This window comes from Streptomyces sp. NPDC058664 (genome assembly GCF_042716635.1).
Taxonomy (GTDB): Bacteria; Actinomycetota; Actinomycetes; order Streptomycetales; family Streptomycetaceae; genus Streptomyces.
This window is the reverse complement of record NZ_JBHXRW010000032.1, coordinates 79,230-95,688: the sequence shown is the minus strand read 5'-3', so window position 1 is coordinate 95,688 and position 16,459 is coordinate 79,230. Positions and strand designations below refer to the sequence as shown.

At 71.2% G+C, this 16,459-nt stretch carries 12 protein-coding genes; 4 read left to right on the top strand and 8 right to left on the bottom strand.

All coding sequences use genetic code 11. The features are described 5' to 3' along the window. The coding region (locus tag ACFWUY_RS25115) for a proprotein convertase P-domain-containing protein (protein ID WP_384113254.1) at window positions 1-140 on the top strand (140 nt) is incomplete at its 5' end. A 117-nt stretch (window positions 141-257) separates the two neighbouring features. Here ACFWUY_RS25115 and ACFWUY_RS25110 read toward each other — a convergent pair. Continuing rightward, on the bottom strand, window positions 258-1,415 hold the full coding sequence (locus ACFWUY_RS25110) for an outer membrane lipoprotein carrier protein LolA (RefSeq protein WP_384113243.1): 1,158 nt from the start codon (window positions 1,413-1,415) through the stop codon (window positions 258-260). A gap of 198 nt (window positions 1,416-1,613) precedes the next feature. Beyond that, complete coding sequence (locus ACFWUY_RS25105) at window positions 1,614-2,624, bottom strand: polyprenyl synthetase family protein (protein WP_384113240.1); 1,011 nt, start codon at window positions 2,622-2,624, stop codon at window positions 1,614-1,616. Window positions 2,625-2,822: 198 nt separating this feature from the next. On the opposite strand from ACFWUY_RS25105, the gene ACFWUY_RS25100 reads away from it, so the two are divergent. Together ACFWUY_RS25100 and ACFWUY_RS25095 are read left to right on the top strand one after the other, a co-directional pair. Next, a complete protein-coding gene (locus ACFWUY_RS25100; protein ID WP_384113237.1) occupies window positions 2,823-4,328 on the top strand; it encodes a peptide MFS transporter in 1,506 nt (501 codons plus the stop codon). Window positions 4,329-4,349: 21 nt separating this feature from the next. After that, complete coding sequence (locus tag ACFWUY_RS25095; protein WP_384113234.1) at window positions 4,350-6,347, top strand: CocE/NonD family hydrolase; 1,998 nt, start codon at window positions 4,350-4,352, stop codon at window positions 6,345-6,347. Between the two features lie 31 nt (window positions 6,348-6,378). Here ACFWUY_RS25095 and ACFWUY_RS25090 read toward each other — a convergent pair whose 3' ends face one another. Continuing rightward, window positions 6,379-7,716, bottom strand: a complete 1,338-nt coding sequence (locus ACFWUY_RS25090; protein ID WP_384113231.1) for an LPXTG cell wall anchor domain-containing protein — start codon at window positions 7,714-7,716, stop codon at window positions 6,379-6,381. Window positions 7,717-8,005: 289 nt separating this feature from the next. On the opposite strand from ACFWUY_RS25090, the gene fahA reads away from it, so the two are divergent. Continuing rightward, window positions 8,006-9,232: a fumarylacetoacetase gene (gene fahA, locus ACFWUY_RS25085; protein ID WP_384113228.1), complete on the top strand. Its 1,227-nt coding sequence runs from the start codon at window positions 8,006-8,008 to the stop codon at window positions 9,230-9,232. A 5-nt stretch (window positions 9,233-9,237) separates the two neighbouring features. On the opposite strand, the gene ACFWUY_RS25080 is transcribed toward fahA, so the two are convergent. From ACFWUY_RS25080 to nuoL, 5 genes are all read right to left on the bottom strand, one after another. After that, window positions 9,238-10,065 (bottom strand): carbohydrate-binding protein, encoded by an 828-nt coding sequence (locus ACFWUY_RS25080; protein ID WP_384113251.1) that lies wholly within the window; start codon window positions 10,063-10,065, stop codon window positions 9,238-9,240. Window positions 10,066-10,109: 44 nt separating this feature from the next. After that, a complete protein-coding gene (locus ACFWUY_RS25075; protein WP_384113225.1) occupies window positions 10,110-11,039 on the bottom strand; it encodes an AraC family transcriptional regulator in 930 nt (309 codons plus the stop codon). Between the two features lie 254 nt (window positions 11,040-11,293). Then, window positions 11,294-12,943 (bottom strand): NADH-quinone oxidoreductase subunit NuoN, encoded by a 1,650-nt coding sequence (gene nuoN, locus ACFWUY_RS25070; protein ID WP_384113222.1) that lies wholly within the window; start codon window positions 12,941-12,943, stop codon window positions 11,294-11,296. Then, a complete protein-coding gene (locus tag ACFWUY_RS25065; RefSeq protein ID WP_384113219.1) occupies window positions 12,940-14,511 on the bottom strand; it encodes an NADH-quinone oxidoreductase subunit M in 1,572 nt (523 codons plus the stop codon). The genes nuoN and ACFWUY_RS25065 overlap by 4 nt, the downstream gene beginning before the upstream one ends. Window positions 14,512-14,516: 5 nt before the next feature. Then, entirely contained in the window at window positions 14,517-16,457 is a 1,941-nt protein-coding gene (gene nuoL / locus ACFWUY_RS25060) for an NADH-quinone oxidoreductase subunit L (RefSeq protein WP_384113216.1), read from the bottom strand. Window positions 16,458-16,459 lie beyond the last annotated feature (2 nt).

Genomic DNA, 16,459 nt, shown 5'->3' with positions numbered 1-16,459 from the left:
GCAGCGCCGACAACATCGTCCAGACCTTCACCGTGAACGCCTCCTCCGAGGTCGCCAACGGCGCCTGGAAGCTCCGCGCCCAGGACAAGGCCTCGGCCGACACCGGATACATCAACAGCTTCAAGCTGACGTTCCCGTAGGCCCCGGCGTTCCTCTCGATCCGGCGTTCCCGTGAGGGGACGGCGAAAAGCTCCCGGGTGGGTCGGTGACCATCGCCCCCGACCCGCCCGGGGTCCCAACCAGCCCCGCCGTACCGACTACTTGCCGGCGTTCGCCGCGTCCACCAGCGCGTCCTTCGTGACCGCGCCGACGTAGACCTTGCCGTCGTCGGTGAGGAGCGCGTTCACCAGCTTCGTCTTGAAGACGGTGCCCGAGCCGAACTTCCCGGTGACCTCGTCGCCGAAGGAGCCCAGGAGGCCCTGGATCTCCTTCGGCGCCTCGTCGGTCTTCGGCGCCGGGGCCCCGGTGTCGAGCTTCGCGATCGTCGTCCAGCCCTCGCCGATGACGTTCAGGCCGTCGCCGAAGTCGCCGAAGCCCTTCTCCAGGTCGCCGAGGCCCTTCTCGAACTCCTCGGGAAGCTTCTCCCCGCCCGCCGCGTCCTTCGCCGCGCCCTCGGTCACCTTCGCGCCCGCGGGGGTCTCGAAGGCGAACTCGGAGGCCGCCGGCCTGGCGAAGTCGACCTTCGTGAAGCCCGCGTCGACGACGGGCTTGCCGCCCTCCACCGAGGCGAGGGTGAACTTCAGCGGGGTGCCGTTCGCCGCGTCCACGGCGATCTTCACCGACGCGACCGTCGAACCGGCCTGCTTCGGCTTGATCACCAGCTGGTACGCGTCCCGGCCGGCCACCGTGGCCGTACCGTCGACGGTGATCGACGTGGTGTCGCCGGCCGCCTTCAGGATCTCGTCCGCGAGCTCCTTGGGCGTGGCCGGGACCTCCTTGTCCTCCGGGGCGTCGGCGCCCTCGGGGGCCTTCTCGTGGAAGACCTCGTTCGACTTGCTGTCGTACGCCCAGACGTCGTCGCCGTTGTGGATCAGGCTGTACTCGTCGGAGCCGTCGAGCAGGGTCAGCCGCTGGCGCTCGGGGCCGTCCGCCGCCACGCGCAGCGTGTGCGTGCCCGAGACGAGCTGGGTGAGCTTCTCCGACGGGTCGGCCGACGAGCCGTCACCGCCGCCGCCGAGCCCCGACACCAGGCCGCCGAAGGACGGCAGCCCCAGGTCGGTGGAGATCTTGAACGTGCCGGACAGGGTCTGGGCGTCCGATGCGGCGATCTTCTCGATGAGCTGCTGTGCCGTGATCTCCGGCAGGTCGGGGTCGCCGGACGCCGCCAGCGCCGGGACGAGTCCGATGGTCGCCGCGGCCACTCCTGCCACCGCGACCGGGACGATGAACCGGCTCGCCTTACGGGTCTCTGCCATGGTCTCCGCTACCTCCGTGGTCGATGTACCCATCTCACCAAAGCGGCGGCACGGAAGCGTCAGCCCCGGGGATCAACCTCACGTACTGCTTCGGGATGACCCGACCCCGAGACGGGCTCACCCGCGCGGTTGACCCGGCCGGCCGGCAGGCGCGGTCGACGGGGCCGGTCCGAGGCGGCCGGCGCGCCGGCCGGGCGGTCAGCCCGCGCGGTGGACCACCGCGTCGCACATCTCCGCCAGGGCCGCCTTCGCGTACCCGTCGGGCAGCGGCGCCAGCATCGCGCGCGCCTCCTCCGCGTACCGCACGGTGTCCCGGCGGGCCTGCTCGAGGGCCGGGTGGGCGCGCAGCCGGCGCAGTACCTCGGCGTGCCGCTCGTCGTCGCTGAGGTCGCCGTCGACGAGGGCGACGAGCTCCAGGTCGTCGGGGCGCCCGTGGGCGGCCGCGGCGGCCCGCAGGTGCAGGACGGGCAGGGTCGGGATGCCCTCGCGGAGGTCGGTGCCGGGGGTCTTGCCGGACTCGTGGGAGTCGGAGGCGATGTCGAGGACGTCGTCGGCGAGCTGGAAGGCGACGCCGAGCCGCTCCCCGTACTGGGTGAGGGTGTCGACGACGCTCTCGTCGGCGCCGGCCATCATGGCGCCGAAGCGGCAGGAGACGGCGACGAGCGAGCCGGTCTTGCCGCCGAGGACGTCGAGGTAGTGCTCGACGGGGTCGCGGTCGTCGGCCGGTCCCGCGGTCTCCAGGATCTGGCCGGTCACCAGGCGTTCGAATGCCTCGGACTGGATCCGTACGGCCTCGGGGCCGAGGTTCGCGAGGGTGTGCGAGGCGCGGGCGAAGAGGAAGTCACCCGTGAGGACGGCGATCGAGTTGCCCCAGCGGGTGTTGGCGCTGGGCACTCCGCGCCGGACGTCGGCCTCGTCCATGACGTCGTCGTGGTACAGCGTGGCCAGGTGGGTGAGCTCGACGACGACGGCGGAGGGCACGACGCCCGGCGCGTAGGGGTCTCCGAACTGGGCGGCGAGCATCACGAGCAGGGGGCGGAAACGCTTCCCACCGGCGAGGACGAGGTGCTGCGCCGCCTCCGTGATGAAGGGGACACCGCTCTTGGTGGCGTCCAGGAGGCCCGCCTCCACAGCCGCCAACCCGGTCTGCACATCGGCCTCAAGAGCCTGGTCCCGCACGCTAAGACCGAACGGCCCGACGACGGTCACGAGGGGGTCTCCTGTCTGCTGACGCCTGCTGACGATCACACGGATTGTTCGCATGGACTGTTGAGGGTCACACGGATTGTCGATGTGTCGCTGGATTCACTCAAGCCAGCGTATCCGGTCACCTTTCGATCACCGTGGGCGCCTTCCCGTCACCCCCGGTATGTTCGTGATCAGCTCATACGACCAGGAGTAGGCGTTTTGTCCCGAACAGTGATCGACAGCGACACGAACGGCGAGCAGCCGCCCCCCGAGGACGACCACGCCTTCCTCGGGCACCCCCGCGGCCTGCTGACCCTCTCCGGCCTCGAGGTCTGGGAGCGGTTCTCCTTCCTCGGCATGCAGGCGATCCTCGTCCTCTACTTCGCCGCCACCGTCGCCGACGGCGGCCTCGGCATGGCCACCGGCACCGCCGCCTCCGTCGCCGCCGCCTACGGCACCCTCGTGTACCTGGTCTCGGTGGCCGGCGGCTGGCTCGCCGACCGCATCCTCGGCTCGTACCGCGCGGTCCTGTGGGGCGGCATCCTGATCGCCTGCGGCCACTACGCCATGGCCGTGCCGACCGCCGCGATGACCTGGGTGGGCCTCGGCCTGATCAGCGCCGGTACGGGCCTGCTCAAGCCGAACGTGGCGACCATGGTCGGCAAGCTGTACCGCACGGACGACGACCGCCGCGACGCCGGTTTCGCCCTCTACTACATGGCGATCAACATCGGCGCCTTCGCCGGCCCGCTGATCACCGGCTGGCTCGCCGACCACCAGGGCTACCACTGGGGTTTCTCGGCCGCCGCGCTCGGCATGACGCTCGGCCTGATCCAGTACGTCGCGGGCCGCCGTCACCTGGCCGGACGCAAGCACGCCGCCGAGTTCGCGCTCGCCCCCGACGCCATGCGCCGGGCGGTCCGCCTGATCGTCGTCGGGACGGTCGTGACGGCCGCCGTCGCCGTGGTGCTCGCCCTCACGGGCTGGCTGACCATGGACCGGTTCGTGGACCTGCTGACCCTGATCTCGGTGATCGCGCCCGTCGTCTACTTCTGGGTGATGTTCAGGAGCCCCCGGGTCACGGCCGAGGAGCGCGGCCGCCTCAGGCCGTACATCGTGCTCTTCCTGGCCTCGGTGGTCTTCAACTTCATCCTCTTCCAGGCGTACTCGACGATGATCCTGCTCGCCTCCACCAACGCCCGCACGACCATCCTGGGCTTCGACTTCCCGGCGAGCTGGTACGCCTCCGCCCTCGGCGCCTTCGAGGTGGCCCTCGCGCCCGTCGTGGCCGCCGTCTGGGCCCGGATGGGCCACCGACAGCCGCACGCCTCCAACAAGATCGCGTTCGGGGTGGTCCTCGGCGGCCTCTCCTTCCTCCTGATGGTCCTGCCGACCTCCGGGCACGCCGACGACACGTACGAGATGGCCGCCTGGTGGATCGTCGGCTCGTACCTGCTGCTCGGCCTCGGCGACGTGCTCCTGGAGACCTCCGGCATGTCCGCCACCAGCAAGCTCGCCCCGAAGGCCTTCTCCAGCCAGACGATGTCGCTCTGGTTCCTCTCCCTCGCGCTCGCCAACGGCATCCAGGCCCAGACCGTGAAGCTCTACGACGACGTGTCCAAGCCCGTCTACTTCGGCGTGAACGGCGCCGTGGCCGTCGCCGTCGGCCTCGCCGTGATCGCCCTGGCGCCCTGGCTGCGCCGCACCATGCACCCCGTCCACTGAGGAAGCCGTGAGGTGTCCGTGATGAGAATCCGTACCGACTTCCCGTACGAGACCCGGCACGACGACGTCCGGATCCCGCTGCCGGACGGAACCAGGCTGTACGCGCGCGTGTGGCGCCCGCTCACCGACGAGCCCGTACCGGCCCTCCTGGAGTACCTGCCGTACCGCCTCACCGACTGGACCGCGCCCCGCGACCAGCAGCGCCACCCCTGGTACGCGGGACACGGCTACGCCTCCGTGCGCGTCGACGTCCGCGGCCACGGCAACAGCGAGGGCCTGCCGGGCGACGAGTACGACCCGGTCGAGCTCGCCGACGGCGTGGCCGTCGTGAACTGGCTCGCCGAGCAGCCCTGGTGCACCGGCAGGGTCGGCATGTTCGGCATCTCCTGGGGCGGCTTCAACTCGCTCCAGATCGCCGCCCTCGCCCCCGAACCCCTCAAGGCGGTCGTCACCGTCTGCTCGACCGACGACCGCTACGACAACGACGTCCACTACATGGGCGGCTCCGTCCTCGCCGTCGACATGCACGCCTGGGCCGCCACCATGCTCGCCTTCGTCTGCCGCCCGCCCGACCCCCGGTACGTGGGCGAGGAGTGGCGCGCGATGTGGCTGAAGCGCCTGGAGGCCGTCGACCCCTTCATCCACACCTGGCTCGCCCACCAGACCCGCGACGCCTACTGGCGGCACGGCAGCGTCTGCGAGGACTACTCCGCGATCCGGGCCGCCGTCCTCGCCGTCGGCGGCTGGCACGACCCGTACCGCGACACCGTCCTCCGCCTCGCCGAGCACCTCCCCCGGGACCGGGTACGGGGCATCATCGGACCCTGGTCCCACCAGTACCCGGACCGCGGGCTGCCACCGGGACCCGCCATCGGCTTCCTCCAGGAGACCCTCCGCTGGTGGGACCACCACCTCAAGGGCGTCGACAACGGCGTCATGGCCGAGCCGCTCCTCCGCTCCTGGATCAGCGAGTCGCACCTCCCGGCCACCGTGTACGAGCAGCTCCCTGGCCGCTGGGTCACCGACCCCGCCTGGCCCTCCCCGAACGTCACCCCCGTCACGTACGCCTTCCAGGGCGCCCCCGTCGTGGTCGACTCCCCGCAGCAGACCGGCCTGGAGGCGGGCCGCTTCTTCCCCTTCGGCAACGAAGCCGACCTGCCGCCCGACCAGCGCGACGAGGACGCCCACTCGGCCTGCTTCGACTTCCCCGTCCCCGAGGACGGCCCGGCGCTCGAGATCCTCGGCCGGCCGGCCGTGACCCTCGCCCTGCGCGCCGCCGCCCCCACCGGGCAGGTCGTCGCCCGGCTCTGCGACATCGCCCCGGACGGCTCTTCCACCCTCGTCACCCGGGGCGCCCTGAACTTCTCCGCCCGCTACGGCCGCGACCGGGCCGTGGAGGCGCAGATCGGGGAGACGGAGAGCCTCGTCTTCGAACTGAACGGCATCGGGCACAGCTTCCCGCCGGGCCACCGGGTACGCCTCGCCGTCTCCTCCACGTACTGGCCGTGGATCTGGCCCCAGCCGGACGCGGCGGGCTTCACCCTCGACCCGGCGGGCTCCTCCCTCACCCTGCCGGTACGCCGCCCCACCGAGGACGCTGTCACCTGGGAGGAACCGGAGCAGTCCGAGCCGCTCGGCGTGGTCGTCCCGGACACCCTGGAGGAGCCCCGCCCCGAGCGGCTGGTGGTCAGGGACGTGGCGAAGGGCGAATGGACCCTGGAGGTCGACCCGAAATACGGCGGTACGCGGATCTACCCGGACGGCCTGGAGTTCACCGAGGACGCCCTGGACACGTACACGATCGACGAGAGCGACCCCCTGTCCGCCCGGACCCGCTCGGAGTGGTCGATCCGGCTGCACCGGCCCGAGGCGGCCTGGGACGTCACGATCGACACCCGCTCGGAGATCACCTGCGACGCGAACGCCTTCCACACCACCAACGAGGTGGTGTGCAAGGAGGACAGCGAGGTCGTCTTCCACCGCACGTGGGAAAAGCGGATCCCCCGCACGGCGGGCTGAGCTCGCGCCGTACGGGGGACCGGAAAAAGGGTTACGCGTTCGCGCCGGCCTTGCGGCGACGAGCGAAGAACAGCGCGCCGGCGCCGAGGGCGACGGCCCCCGCGGCGGCGAGGCCGAGCGGCAGGGTGTCGTTCGCACCGGTGGCGGCGAGGGTGCCGTTCACGGGGGTGCTGGACGAGCCGCCCTGCTGGGTGGTGTTGCTGTTGCCCGTGGTGGTGACGGTCGGCGCCGGGGTGGGCGTCGCGGTCGTCTCCGACGGGGTCGGCGTCGGCTTCGGCTTGTCGCCCTTCGCCGCGAGGATGTCGAAGTCGGCGTTCGTGAAGTCGCCCATGCCGCACGTGCCGTCGTTGTTCTCGTACTCGGCGTAGGCGAAGGCCGTGCCCTCGCCCGCAAGGGCGTCGGCGGGGACCGTGAGGCGCAGCTTCACGTCGTAGTGGGCGCCCTTGGCGAGCTTGCCGACCTCGATGGAGTCGAACTCCTCGGTGAACGTCGTCCATTCGAGGTTGTCGGCGGAGGACCACTCGACGGGGATGATCCGCTTGGTGAAGTCCGTCTCCTCGTCGATGACCTCACCGGGCTCGGGGGCCCGGAAGGCGTTGGTGAAGGCGTGGACGGCGTCCAGGGTGCCGTCGGAGGTGTTGGTGACGCGCAGAGAGAAGAAGGCGGGCTGACCGGCGGTGACCGTCTTCGGACCGCTCAGCGCGAGCTTGAGCGAGGGGTCGTCCTCGCACTCCCCGCCGATCTCCTCGAAGAACTCCAGCTCCTCCTTGGCCTCGGCGAGGTCCTCGGCGGCGGTTTCCTTCGCCTTCTGGGCGATGCTGACGGCCCTGGCCGCGGCCACCCGGGCGTCCTCACGGTCCTCCCGGGCCTGCTCGTACGTCGCGTCGGCGGCGGTCTTGGCCGCGGCGGCCTCGTCGGCGACCTTCTTCGCGGCGGTCACGGCAGCGGCAGCGGCCTTCTTCTGCTCCTCGGTGGCGTCGGCGGGCAGCTCCGTCACGGCCTTCTCGGCCTTGGCGAGCGCCTCGTCGGCGGCGGTCTTGGCCGCGGCGGCCTCGTCGGCGGCGGTCTTGGCCTCGGCGATCGGGCCCCGGGTCGGGTGATCGGCGTTCTCGAAGGCCTTGAAGTCCGCCTCGGCCTTGGCAACGGCGACGACGGCCTCGTCGTACGCCTTCTGCGCCGCGGCGACGGCGGCCTTCAGCTCCTCGATCGAGGGCGTGTCCTCCTTGGGGTCCTCCTCCTCCAGCGTGGACTTCTGCGTCGTCGTGGACGACGGCTTGGTGTCCGCGAACGCGGGCGAGGCGGAGAGGAAGACGACCGGGGTGGTCACGGCGGCGGCCACGGCGGTCGCGAGAATGCGACGAATCTTCACAGTGCGGACCTTTTTCCTGGTCAGGGAGAAGTGAGAGAAGTGCGGGGCACGCGCCTGCGGCGACTTCACGCGGCGCGACGCCACCGCGATCGTAGGGCCCCGAACGGCCCTGCGGGAGACCGGTTTCCGCAGTTCGGGGCCGGTTTCGAGGGCCACCCCGCACACAAACAGCGCGAACCGGGGCAGTTGCCCACGGAGGCCGCACTTTCTGTGTGATCCATGTCATCCGCGCGCGGCGGCCCGCCCCGTAACGTGTCCCCCACACACCTGGAAAGCGAGGCACGCACCGATGTCCGAGCACAGCCCGCTCGACCTGGCCGAGGGCGATCCCTTCGGCCCGCACAACCTCCCGTACGGCGTCTTCTCGACCGCCGACGAGCCCGGCCGGCGCCGGCTCGGCGTCCGGATCGGCGGGTACGTGCTGGACGCGGGTGCCGCGGCGCGCGCGCTCGGCTCCCCGTACGCGGCGCTCCTGGCGCAGCCGAGCCTGAACCCGCTGCTCGCGGCCGGGCGGACCGCCTGGCGTGACGTGCGCCGGGCGCTGACGGCCTGGGTGACGGTGCCCGCGCACCGGGCGGACGTCGAGCCGCTGCTGCACCCGCTGGACGAGGTGACGCTGCACCTGCCGTACGAGGTCGCGGACTACGTCGACTTCTACGCGAGCGAGCACCACGCGACGAACGTGGGCCGCATCTTCCGCCCCGACGGTGACGCGCTCACCCCCAACTGGAAGCACCTGCCGATCGGTTACCACGGTCGCGCGGGCACGGTCGTGGTCTCCGGGACCGATGTCGTACGTCCTTCCGGGCAGCGCAAGGCGCCCACCGACGCGGCCCCGGTCTTCGGGCCCTCGGTCAAGCTGGACATCGAGGCGGAGGTCGGCTTCCTCGTCGGCACCCCGTCGGAGCTGGGCCGGCCGGTGCCGCTGGCCGACTTCCGGGAGCACGTCTTCGGTCTGACGCTGCTCAACGACTGGTCGGCGCGGGACGTGCAGGCCTGGGAGTACGTGCCGCTCGGCCCGTTCCTCGGCAAGTCGTTCCAGACCTCGGTGTCGGCGTGGGTGACGCCCCTGGAGGCGCTGGAGGCGGCCAGGACCGCGCCGCCGGCCCGGGACCTCCCCCTCCTGCCGTACCTGGACGACGCGGCCGAGGAGGAGCCGGGCGGCTTCGACGTGCGGATCACGGTGGAGATCAACGGCGAGGTGGTGGCGGAGCCGCCGTTCTCCACCATGTACTGGACGGCCGCGCAGCAGCTCGCGCACATGACGGTGAACGGCGCCTCGCTGCGCACGGGTGACCTGTACGGCTCCGGGACGGTCTCCGGGCCCGAGGTGGACCAGCGCGGTTCACTGCTCGAACTGACCTGGAACGGCCGGGACGCGCTCGAACTCGCGGGTGGCAAGCGGACGTTCCTGGAAGACGGCGACGAGGTCGTCCTCACGGCCTGGGCACCGGGCCCGGACGGTACGCGCGTGGCGCTGGGCGAGGTCCGGGGCAGGATCGTTCCCTCCGCCTGAGGCTCCTAGCCGACCCTCCACAGGGCGGGGACGTTCGGCGGCTCCCAGCCGGCCTGGGCCGTGTGCGCCTGGAGACACACATAGCCAGGGCCGCCGTACGTGACCCTGTCCCCGGCCCGGTAGACGGTCCCGGCGGCCCAGCTGCCGCCGGGCGGCGGGGTGGTCGGGGCGGTCGGGGTGGGGCTCGGACCGGGGTCCTGCGGCACGTTCAGGACGAAGTCGAAGGCGGCCTCCCTGGCGCCGCCCGCGTCCCGCACGGCCATGAGCAGCCGCGGGTCGAAGATGCTGTCGGTGTTGTTGCGGGGTTCGCCGGGGAAGTACAGCTGGGTGGTGAGCACCGGGCGGCCGGGGGCCTGCACCTTGACGTGGATGTGCCGGGTGCGGCCCGGGTAGAGGCCGGGCACGATCGTGGTGAGCGCGAAGGCGCCCCGGGAGTCGGTGAACTGGTGCCCGCGGAAGCGGAATCCGGTGTTGTCGTACGCCCCGTTGGCGTCGGCCTGCCAGAAGTCGAGCAGGACGTCCGCCATCGGCCGGCAGGCGAGCCCGAAGACGTAGCCGCTGACGGTCAGCCGTACGCCGACGGTGCCGGTCTCCAGGAGGCTGGTCCGCCGAGGTGAGCGGGGCTTGAAGTAGGGGCCCTCGGTCTGCGGCGGGGTGGGGTCGTCACCGTCGTCGCACTCGGGGGTGAGCGCGGGCGCCGCCTCGCCGGCGGTGAGGGTACGGGCGAGTGCCGGTACGCCCATGAGCACGGCGGGCGCCGCCATGCCGGCCGCGAGCGCGGCCCGCAGCACGGTCTTCCGGGTGACGTGCCCGGTGCTGGTCTCGTTGTCCATGTCCATGCCTGCTCCTCGTGGGGGCGCTGGGGTCGGCAACGAACCTAGGCGGGTACGCCGTCGCCTTCGAGGGACGGATCACGGCGGTCGTGGTGTTTTCGGAAGTCTCCGGGGCTCCGTCCCGTCTCGCGCCGGAAGAAGCGGCAGAAGTACGCGGGGTCGCCGAAGCCGACCCGGGACGCGACCTGCCGGACGGTCAGGTCGGTGCTGACGAGCAGCCGTTGGGCCTCGCGCGTCCGGGCCTCGCGCAGCAGAGCGGCGGGGGTGCGTCCGGTGGCGGCCCGGACGGCTTCGGCGAGGTGGCCGGGGGTGACCCCGATCAGCTCGGCGCACTCCCGTACGGTCCGCGTCTCCGCTCCGGTACGGGTGATCAGGCGGGTGAACTCCTCGGAGACGGCCCCCGGTCTGCCTGGCGGGGGCGTCGGCGCGCCGGGGCCCGGCAGTCGTGCCGTGCGGACCAGGAGGACGTGCAGCAGGGAGCGCAGAACGGTCGCGAACCCGTCGGCCCCGTGCCGGTACTCCTCGACGAGTTCGGCCATCAGACGGCCGGTGCGCGCGTGCGTGGGCCCGTCGAGGGTGCGCCAGGGGCGTTCGCCGAGGCGGCGCAGCAGGTCGCGGTCGCCGGGGTGGTCGAGGAGGAAGTCCTCGGTGAACAGGACGACCGTGCCGTCGAGGCCGTGGGCGTCCTCCCAGTGGTGCACCTGTCCGGGCAGGATCACGTCCAGGTGGGGCGGGCGCAGCGGCCGGCGGTCGAGGTCGACGACGTGGGTTCCGGTGCCGGCGGTGACGTGGACGATCTCGTGGAAGGTGTGCCGGTGCGGGAAGGCGGCCCGGGAGAGGGGACCGACGGCGTCGAAGCCGCCGACGGCGAAGGGCACGTCGTCGGGGAGGCGCAGTTCCAGGCGGTGCATGGGGGGTTCGCCGGTTCTCGGGGTGGCACAGGGCGTCCCCGGTAAGACGGTGGTGCCGCGCATCGCGCCGCCTCCCTCTCGCATGCTGGTACAGACCATTCGGAGCGGTTTCCACGATGGCACGGACACCTCCCTTGGGTCACCCCGCGTGCGGCACCCCGGCCTGGCGGACGCAGGGGGAACTCGCGGGTGCACCGCGTCCGCCCCGACGGCGAACCGGAGAAGCCGTAGGAGCGCAGGGCCCGGAGGAGCACGTGCCGAGGGCCCGGCCCCGCCACTGCGGCGGAAACCGGGCCCTCGGTGCCGTACGGGAAGCGCTACCGCACGAAGACGCTCGCCTGGTTCGCGAGGTCCAGGAAGTACTGCGGCGCGAGGCCGAGCACCAGCGTGACCACCACGCCCGCCGTGATGGTGAGGGTCGTCAGGGCCGAGGGCACGGCGACCGTCGGGCCGTCCGCCTTCGGCTCGCTGAAGAACATGAGCACGATCACCCGGATGTAGAAGAACGCGGCGATCGCCGAGGAGATCACGCCGACCACGACGAGCGCGCCCGCGCCGCCCTCCGCCGCCGCCTTGAAGACGGCGAACTTCCCGGAGAAGCCGGAGGTCAGCGGGATGCCGGCGAAGGCGAGCAGGAAGACCGCGAAGACCGCCGCGACGAGCGGCGAACGACGCCCGAGACCGGCCCACTTGGACAGGTGGGTGGCCTCGCCGCCGGCGTCCCTGACCAGGGTGACGACGGCGAAGGCGCCGATCGTCACGAAGGAGTACGCGCCGAGGTAGAACAGGACCGACGAGATCCCGCTCGGCGTGGCCGCGATGACACCCGCGAGCAGGAAGCCCGCGTGCGCGATCGACGAGTACGCGAGGAGCCGCTTGATGTCGGTCTGGGTGATGGCGACGATCGCACCGCCCAGCATGGTGACGATGGCGACGCCCCACATGACCGGCCGCCAGTCCCAGGTGAGGCCGGGCAGCACCACGTACAGCAGGCGGAGCAGCGCGCCGAACGCGGCGACCTTCGTCGCGGCGGCCATGAAGCCGGTGACGGGGGTCGGAGCGCCCTGGTAGACGTCCGGGGTCCACATGTGGAACGGCACGGCGCCGACCTTGAAGAGGAGCCCCGTCAGGACCATGGCGAAGCCGATGAGCAGCAGCGCGTCGTTGCCCATGGTGTCGGCGAGCGCCGGGTTCACGGTGCCGACGGCGCCGTCGACGACGTCGGCGATGACGGCGTACGAGACGGAGCCCGCGTAGCCGTAGAGCAGGGCGATCCCGAAGAGCAGGAAGGCCGAGGAGAAGGCGCCGAGCAGGAAGTACTTGACGGCCGCCTCCTGCGACATCAGCCGCTTGCGGCGGGCGACGGCGCAGAGCAGGTACAGCGGGAGGGAGAAGACCTCCAGGGCGACGAAGAGCGTCAGGAGGTCGTTCGCCGCCGGGAAGACCAGCATGCCGGCGACGGCGAAGAGGGCGAGCGGGAACACCTCGGTGGTGGTGAACCCGGCCTTGACGGCGGCCTTCTCCTGGTCGCTGCCGGGGACGGCGGCCGCTTCGGCGGCGAAGGAGTCGACCTTGTGGCCGTGGTCGGCCGGGTCGAGCCTGCGCTCGGCGAAGGTGAAGATCGCCACGACGGAGGCGAGGAGAATGGTGCCCTGGAGGAAGAGGGCGGGTCCGTCGACGGCGATGGCGCCCATGGCCGCGATGTGGGCCTTGGTGGAACCGTAGCCGCCGGCGGCCAGGGCGACGATCGCGGCGAAGGCGGCGACGAGCGCCACCACGCTGAGGAACAGCTGACTGTGGTAGCGGGCCTTGCGGGGCACGAAGGCCTCGACGAGGACGCTGAGGATCGCGGCGCCGATCACGATGAGTACGGGTGACAGCTGGGTGTACTCGATGTGGGGCGTCTGGATCTTGTTCAGCGGCTCGGCCGCTGTCGTCCACAAGCTGTGGACAGCCATGGGGCTCACTTGGCGGCCTCCACTTCGGGCTGGGGGTCCTTCTGCTGGACGTCGGACATGGTGTGCTGCACCGCCGGGTTGACGACGTCCGTGAGCGGCTTCGGGAAGACCCCGAGGAAGATCAGGACGGCGATCAGCGGGACGACCACCGCCAGTTCGCGCGCCCGCAGGTCGGGCAGCGACCGCACCTCCTCCTTCACCGGCCCGGTCATCGTCCGCTGGTACAGGACGAGGGTGTAGAGCGCGGCGAGGACGATGCCGGTGGTGGCGATGATCCCGGCCACCGGATAGCGGGCGTAGGTGCCGACCAGGACCAGGAACTCGCTGACGAACGGCGCGAGTCCGGGCAGTGACAGGGTCGCGAGACCGCCGATCAGGAAGGTGCCGGCGAGCACCGGGGCGACCTTCTGCACCCCGCCGTAGTCGGCGATGAGCCGCGAGCCGCGCCGGGAGATCAGGAAGCCGGCGACGAGCATCAGGGCGGCCGTCGAGATGCCGTGGTTGACCATGTAGAGCGTGGCACCGGACTGGCCCTGGCTGGTCATCGCGAAGATGCCCAGGATGATGAAGCCGAAGTGCGAGATCGACGCGTAGGCCACCAGGCGCTTGATGTCCCGCTGGCCGACCGCGAGCAGCGCCCCGTACACGATGCTGATGAGGGCGAGGACGATGATCGCGGGCGTGGCCCACTTCGAGGCCTCGGGGAAGAGCCCGAGGCAGAAGCGGAGCATCGCGAAGGTGCCGACCTTGTCGACGACGGCGGTGATGAGGACGGCGACCGGGGCGGTGGCCTCCCCCATCGCGTTCGGCAGCCAGGTGTGCAGCGGCCAGAGCGGCGCCTTCACCGCGAAGGCGAAGAAGAAGCCGAGGAACAGCAGCCGCTCGGTGTTGGTCGCCATCTCCAGCGAGCCGTCGGCGCGCGCCGCCGCGATCTCCGTGAGCGAGAAGTTCCCCGCGACCACGTAGAGCCCGATGACGGCGGCCAGCATGATGAGGCCGCCGGCCAGGTTGTAGAGGAGGAACTTGACCGCCGCGTACGAGCGCTGGGCCGCCGCGTTCTCGTCGGAGCCCGCGTGGGCGCGGTCGCCGAAGCCGCCGATGAGGAAGTACATCGGGATGAGCATGGCTTCGAACAGGATGTAGAAGAGGAAGACGTCGGTGGCCTCGAAGGAGAGGATCACCATCGCCTCGACCATGAGGATCAGGGCGAAGAAGCCCTGCGTCGGCCGCCAGCGGCTGCTCTTCGTCTCCAGGGGGTCGGCGTCGTGCCAGCCGGCCAGGACGATGAACGGGATCAGCAGCGCGGTGAGCGCGATGAGCGCCACCCCGATGCCGTCCACGCCGAGCTCGTAGCGGACGCCGAAGTCCTTGATCCAGGCGTGCGATTCGGTCAGCTGGTACCGCTCGCCGCCGGGCTCGAACCGTACGAAGACGACGGCGGCGAGCACCAGCGTGGCGAGGGAGACGAGCAGCGCCAGCCACTTGGCGGCGGTGCGGCGGGCGGCGGGGACGGCGGCGGTGAGGATCGCACCGACCGCCGGAACCGCTGCCGTCACCGTAAGGAGCGGGAATGACATGGTGGTTACACCGCCCTCATCAGCAGGGTCGCGGCGATCAGCACCGCAGTACCTCCGAACATGGAGACCGCGTACGAGCGGGCGTAGCCGTTCTGGAGCTTGCGCAGCCGGCCGGAGAGTCCGCCGACGGAGGCCGCGGTGCCGTTGACCACGCCGTCGACCAGGCTGTGGTCGACGTAGACCAGCGAGCGGGTCAGGTGGGTGCCGCCGCGGACGAAGACGGCGTGGTTGAAGTCGTCCTGGAGCAGGTCGCGGCGGGCGGCCCGGGTGAGCAGCGAGCCGCGCGGGGCGACCACCGGGACGGGCCCGCGCCCGTACTGGAGGTAGGCGAGGCCGACGCCGATCACCATGACGGCGACGGTGGCGGAGGTGACGGCGGCGGCGCTGATCGGCGGATGGCCGTGCGCGTAGCCGGTGACGGGCTCCAGCCAGTGCACGAACCGGTCGCCGATGCCGAAGAAGCCGCCCGCGAAGACCGAGCCGAATGCCAGCACGATCATCGGGATCGTCATGGACCTGGGCGACTCGTGCGGGTGCGGCATCTCGCCGGGAGCCACCTCGATTCCGGGCTCGACGCCCGGCGCCTTGTCCGGGTCCGGGGCCGGCTGCCAGCGCTTCTCGCCGAAGAAGGTCATGATCATCACGCGGGTCATGTAGTACGCGGTGATGGCCGCGCCGAGCAGGGTGACCGAGCCGAGGATCCAGCCCTGGGTGCCGCCCTTGGCGAAGGCCGCCTCGATGATCATGTCCTTGGAGAAGAAGCCGGACAGGCCGGGGAAGCCGATGATCGCGAGGTAGCCGAGGCCGAAGGTGACGAAGGTGACCGGCATGTACTTCCGGAGGCCGCCGTACTTCCGCATGTCGACCTCGTCGTTCATGCCGTGCATGACCGAACCGGCGCCGAGGAACAGCCCGGCCTTGAAGAAGCCGTGGGTCACCAGGTGCATGATCGCGAAGACGTAGCCGATGGGGCCGAGGCCGGCCGCCAGGATCATGTAGCCGATCTGCGACATCGTCGAACCGGCGAGCGCCTTCTTGATGTCGTCCTTGGCGCAACCGACGATCGCACCGAAGAGGAGCGTGACCGCGCCGACCACGACGACCACCGTCTGCGCGTCCGGCGCCGCGTTGAAGATGTCGGCGGAGCGGACGATCAGGTAGACGCCGGCGGTCACCATCGTGGCCGCGTGGATGAGGGCCGAGACCGGGGTCGGGCCCTCCATCGCGTCCCCGAGCCAGGACTGCAGCGGCACCTGGGCCGACTTGCCGCAGGCGGCGAGGAGCAGCATCAGACCGATCGCGGTCATCGTGCCCTCGGAGGCCTGGCCGCTCGCCGCCAGGACCGGCCCGAAGGCGAAGGTGCCGAAGGTGGTGAACATGATCATGATGGCGATGGAGAGGCCCATGTCGCCGACCCGGTTGACCAGGAAGGCCTTCTTGGCGGCGGTGGCCGCGCTGGGCTTGTGCTGCCAGAAGCCGATCAGGAGGTACGAGGCGAGGCCGACGCCCTCCCAGCCGAAGTACAGGAGCAGGTAGTTGTCGGCGAGGACGAGCAGCAGCATCGCCGCGACGAACAGGTTGAGGTAGCCGAAGAAGCGGCGGCGGCGCTCGTCGTGCTCCATGTACCCGATGGAGTAGACGTGGATGAGCGTGCCGACCCCGCTGATCAGCAGGACGAAGGTCATCGACAGCTGGTCGAGCTGGAAGGCGATGTCCGCCTGGAAGCCCTCGACGGGGATCCAGGTGAAGAGCCGCTGGTGCAGGGCCCGGTCGTCGGCGCTCCTGCCGAGCATGTCGGCGAAGAGCGCCAGGCCGATGACGAAGGAGACGGCCGCGAGCAGCGTGCCGATCCAGTGCCCGGCCTTGTCGAGCCGCCGTCCGCCGCAGAGCAGGACGGCCGCGCCGAGCAGGGGCGCCCCGACGAGCAGCGCAATGAGATTTTCCACGG

Bases quoted from the DNA above. Each gene is read 5' to 3' on its own strand.
- ACFWUY_RS25110 (WP_384113243.1), bottom strand. From the start codon at position 1,415: ATGGCAGAGACCCGTAAGGCGAGCCGGTTCATCGTCCCGGTCGCGGTG.
- ACFWUY_RS25080 (WP_384113251.1), bottom strand. From the start codon at position 10,065: ATGGACAACGAGACCAGCACCGGGCACGTCACCCGGAAGACCGTGCTG.
- ACFWUY_RS25075 (WP_384113225.1), bottom strand. From the start codon at position 11,039: ATGCGCGGCACCACCGTCTTACCGGGGACGCCCTGTGCCACCCCGAGA.
- ACFWUY_RS25065 (WP_384113219.1), bottom strand. From the start codon at position 14,511: ATGTCATTCCCGCTCCTTACGGTGACGGCAGCGGTTCCGGCGGTCGGT.
- fahA (WP_384113228.1), top strand. From the start codon at position 8,006: ATGTCCGAGCACAGCCCGCTCGACCTGGCCGAGGGCGATCCCTTCGGC.
- ACFWUY_RS25095 (WP_384113234.1), top strand. From the start codon at position 4,350: ATGAGAATCCGTACCGACTTCCCGTACGAGACCCGGCACGACGACGTC.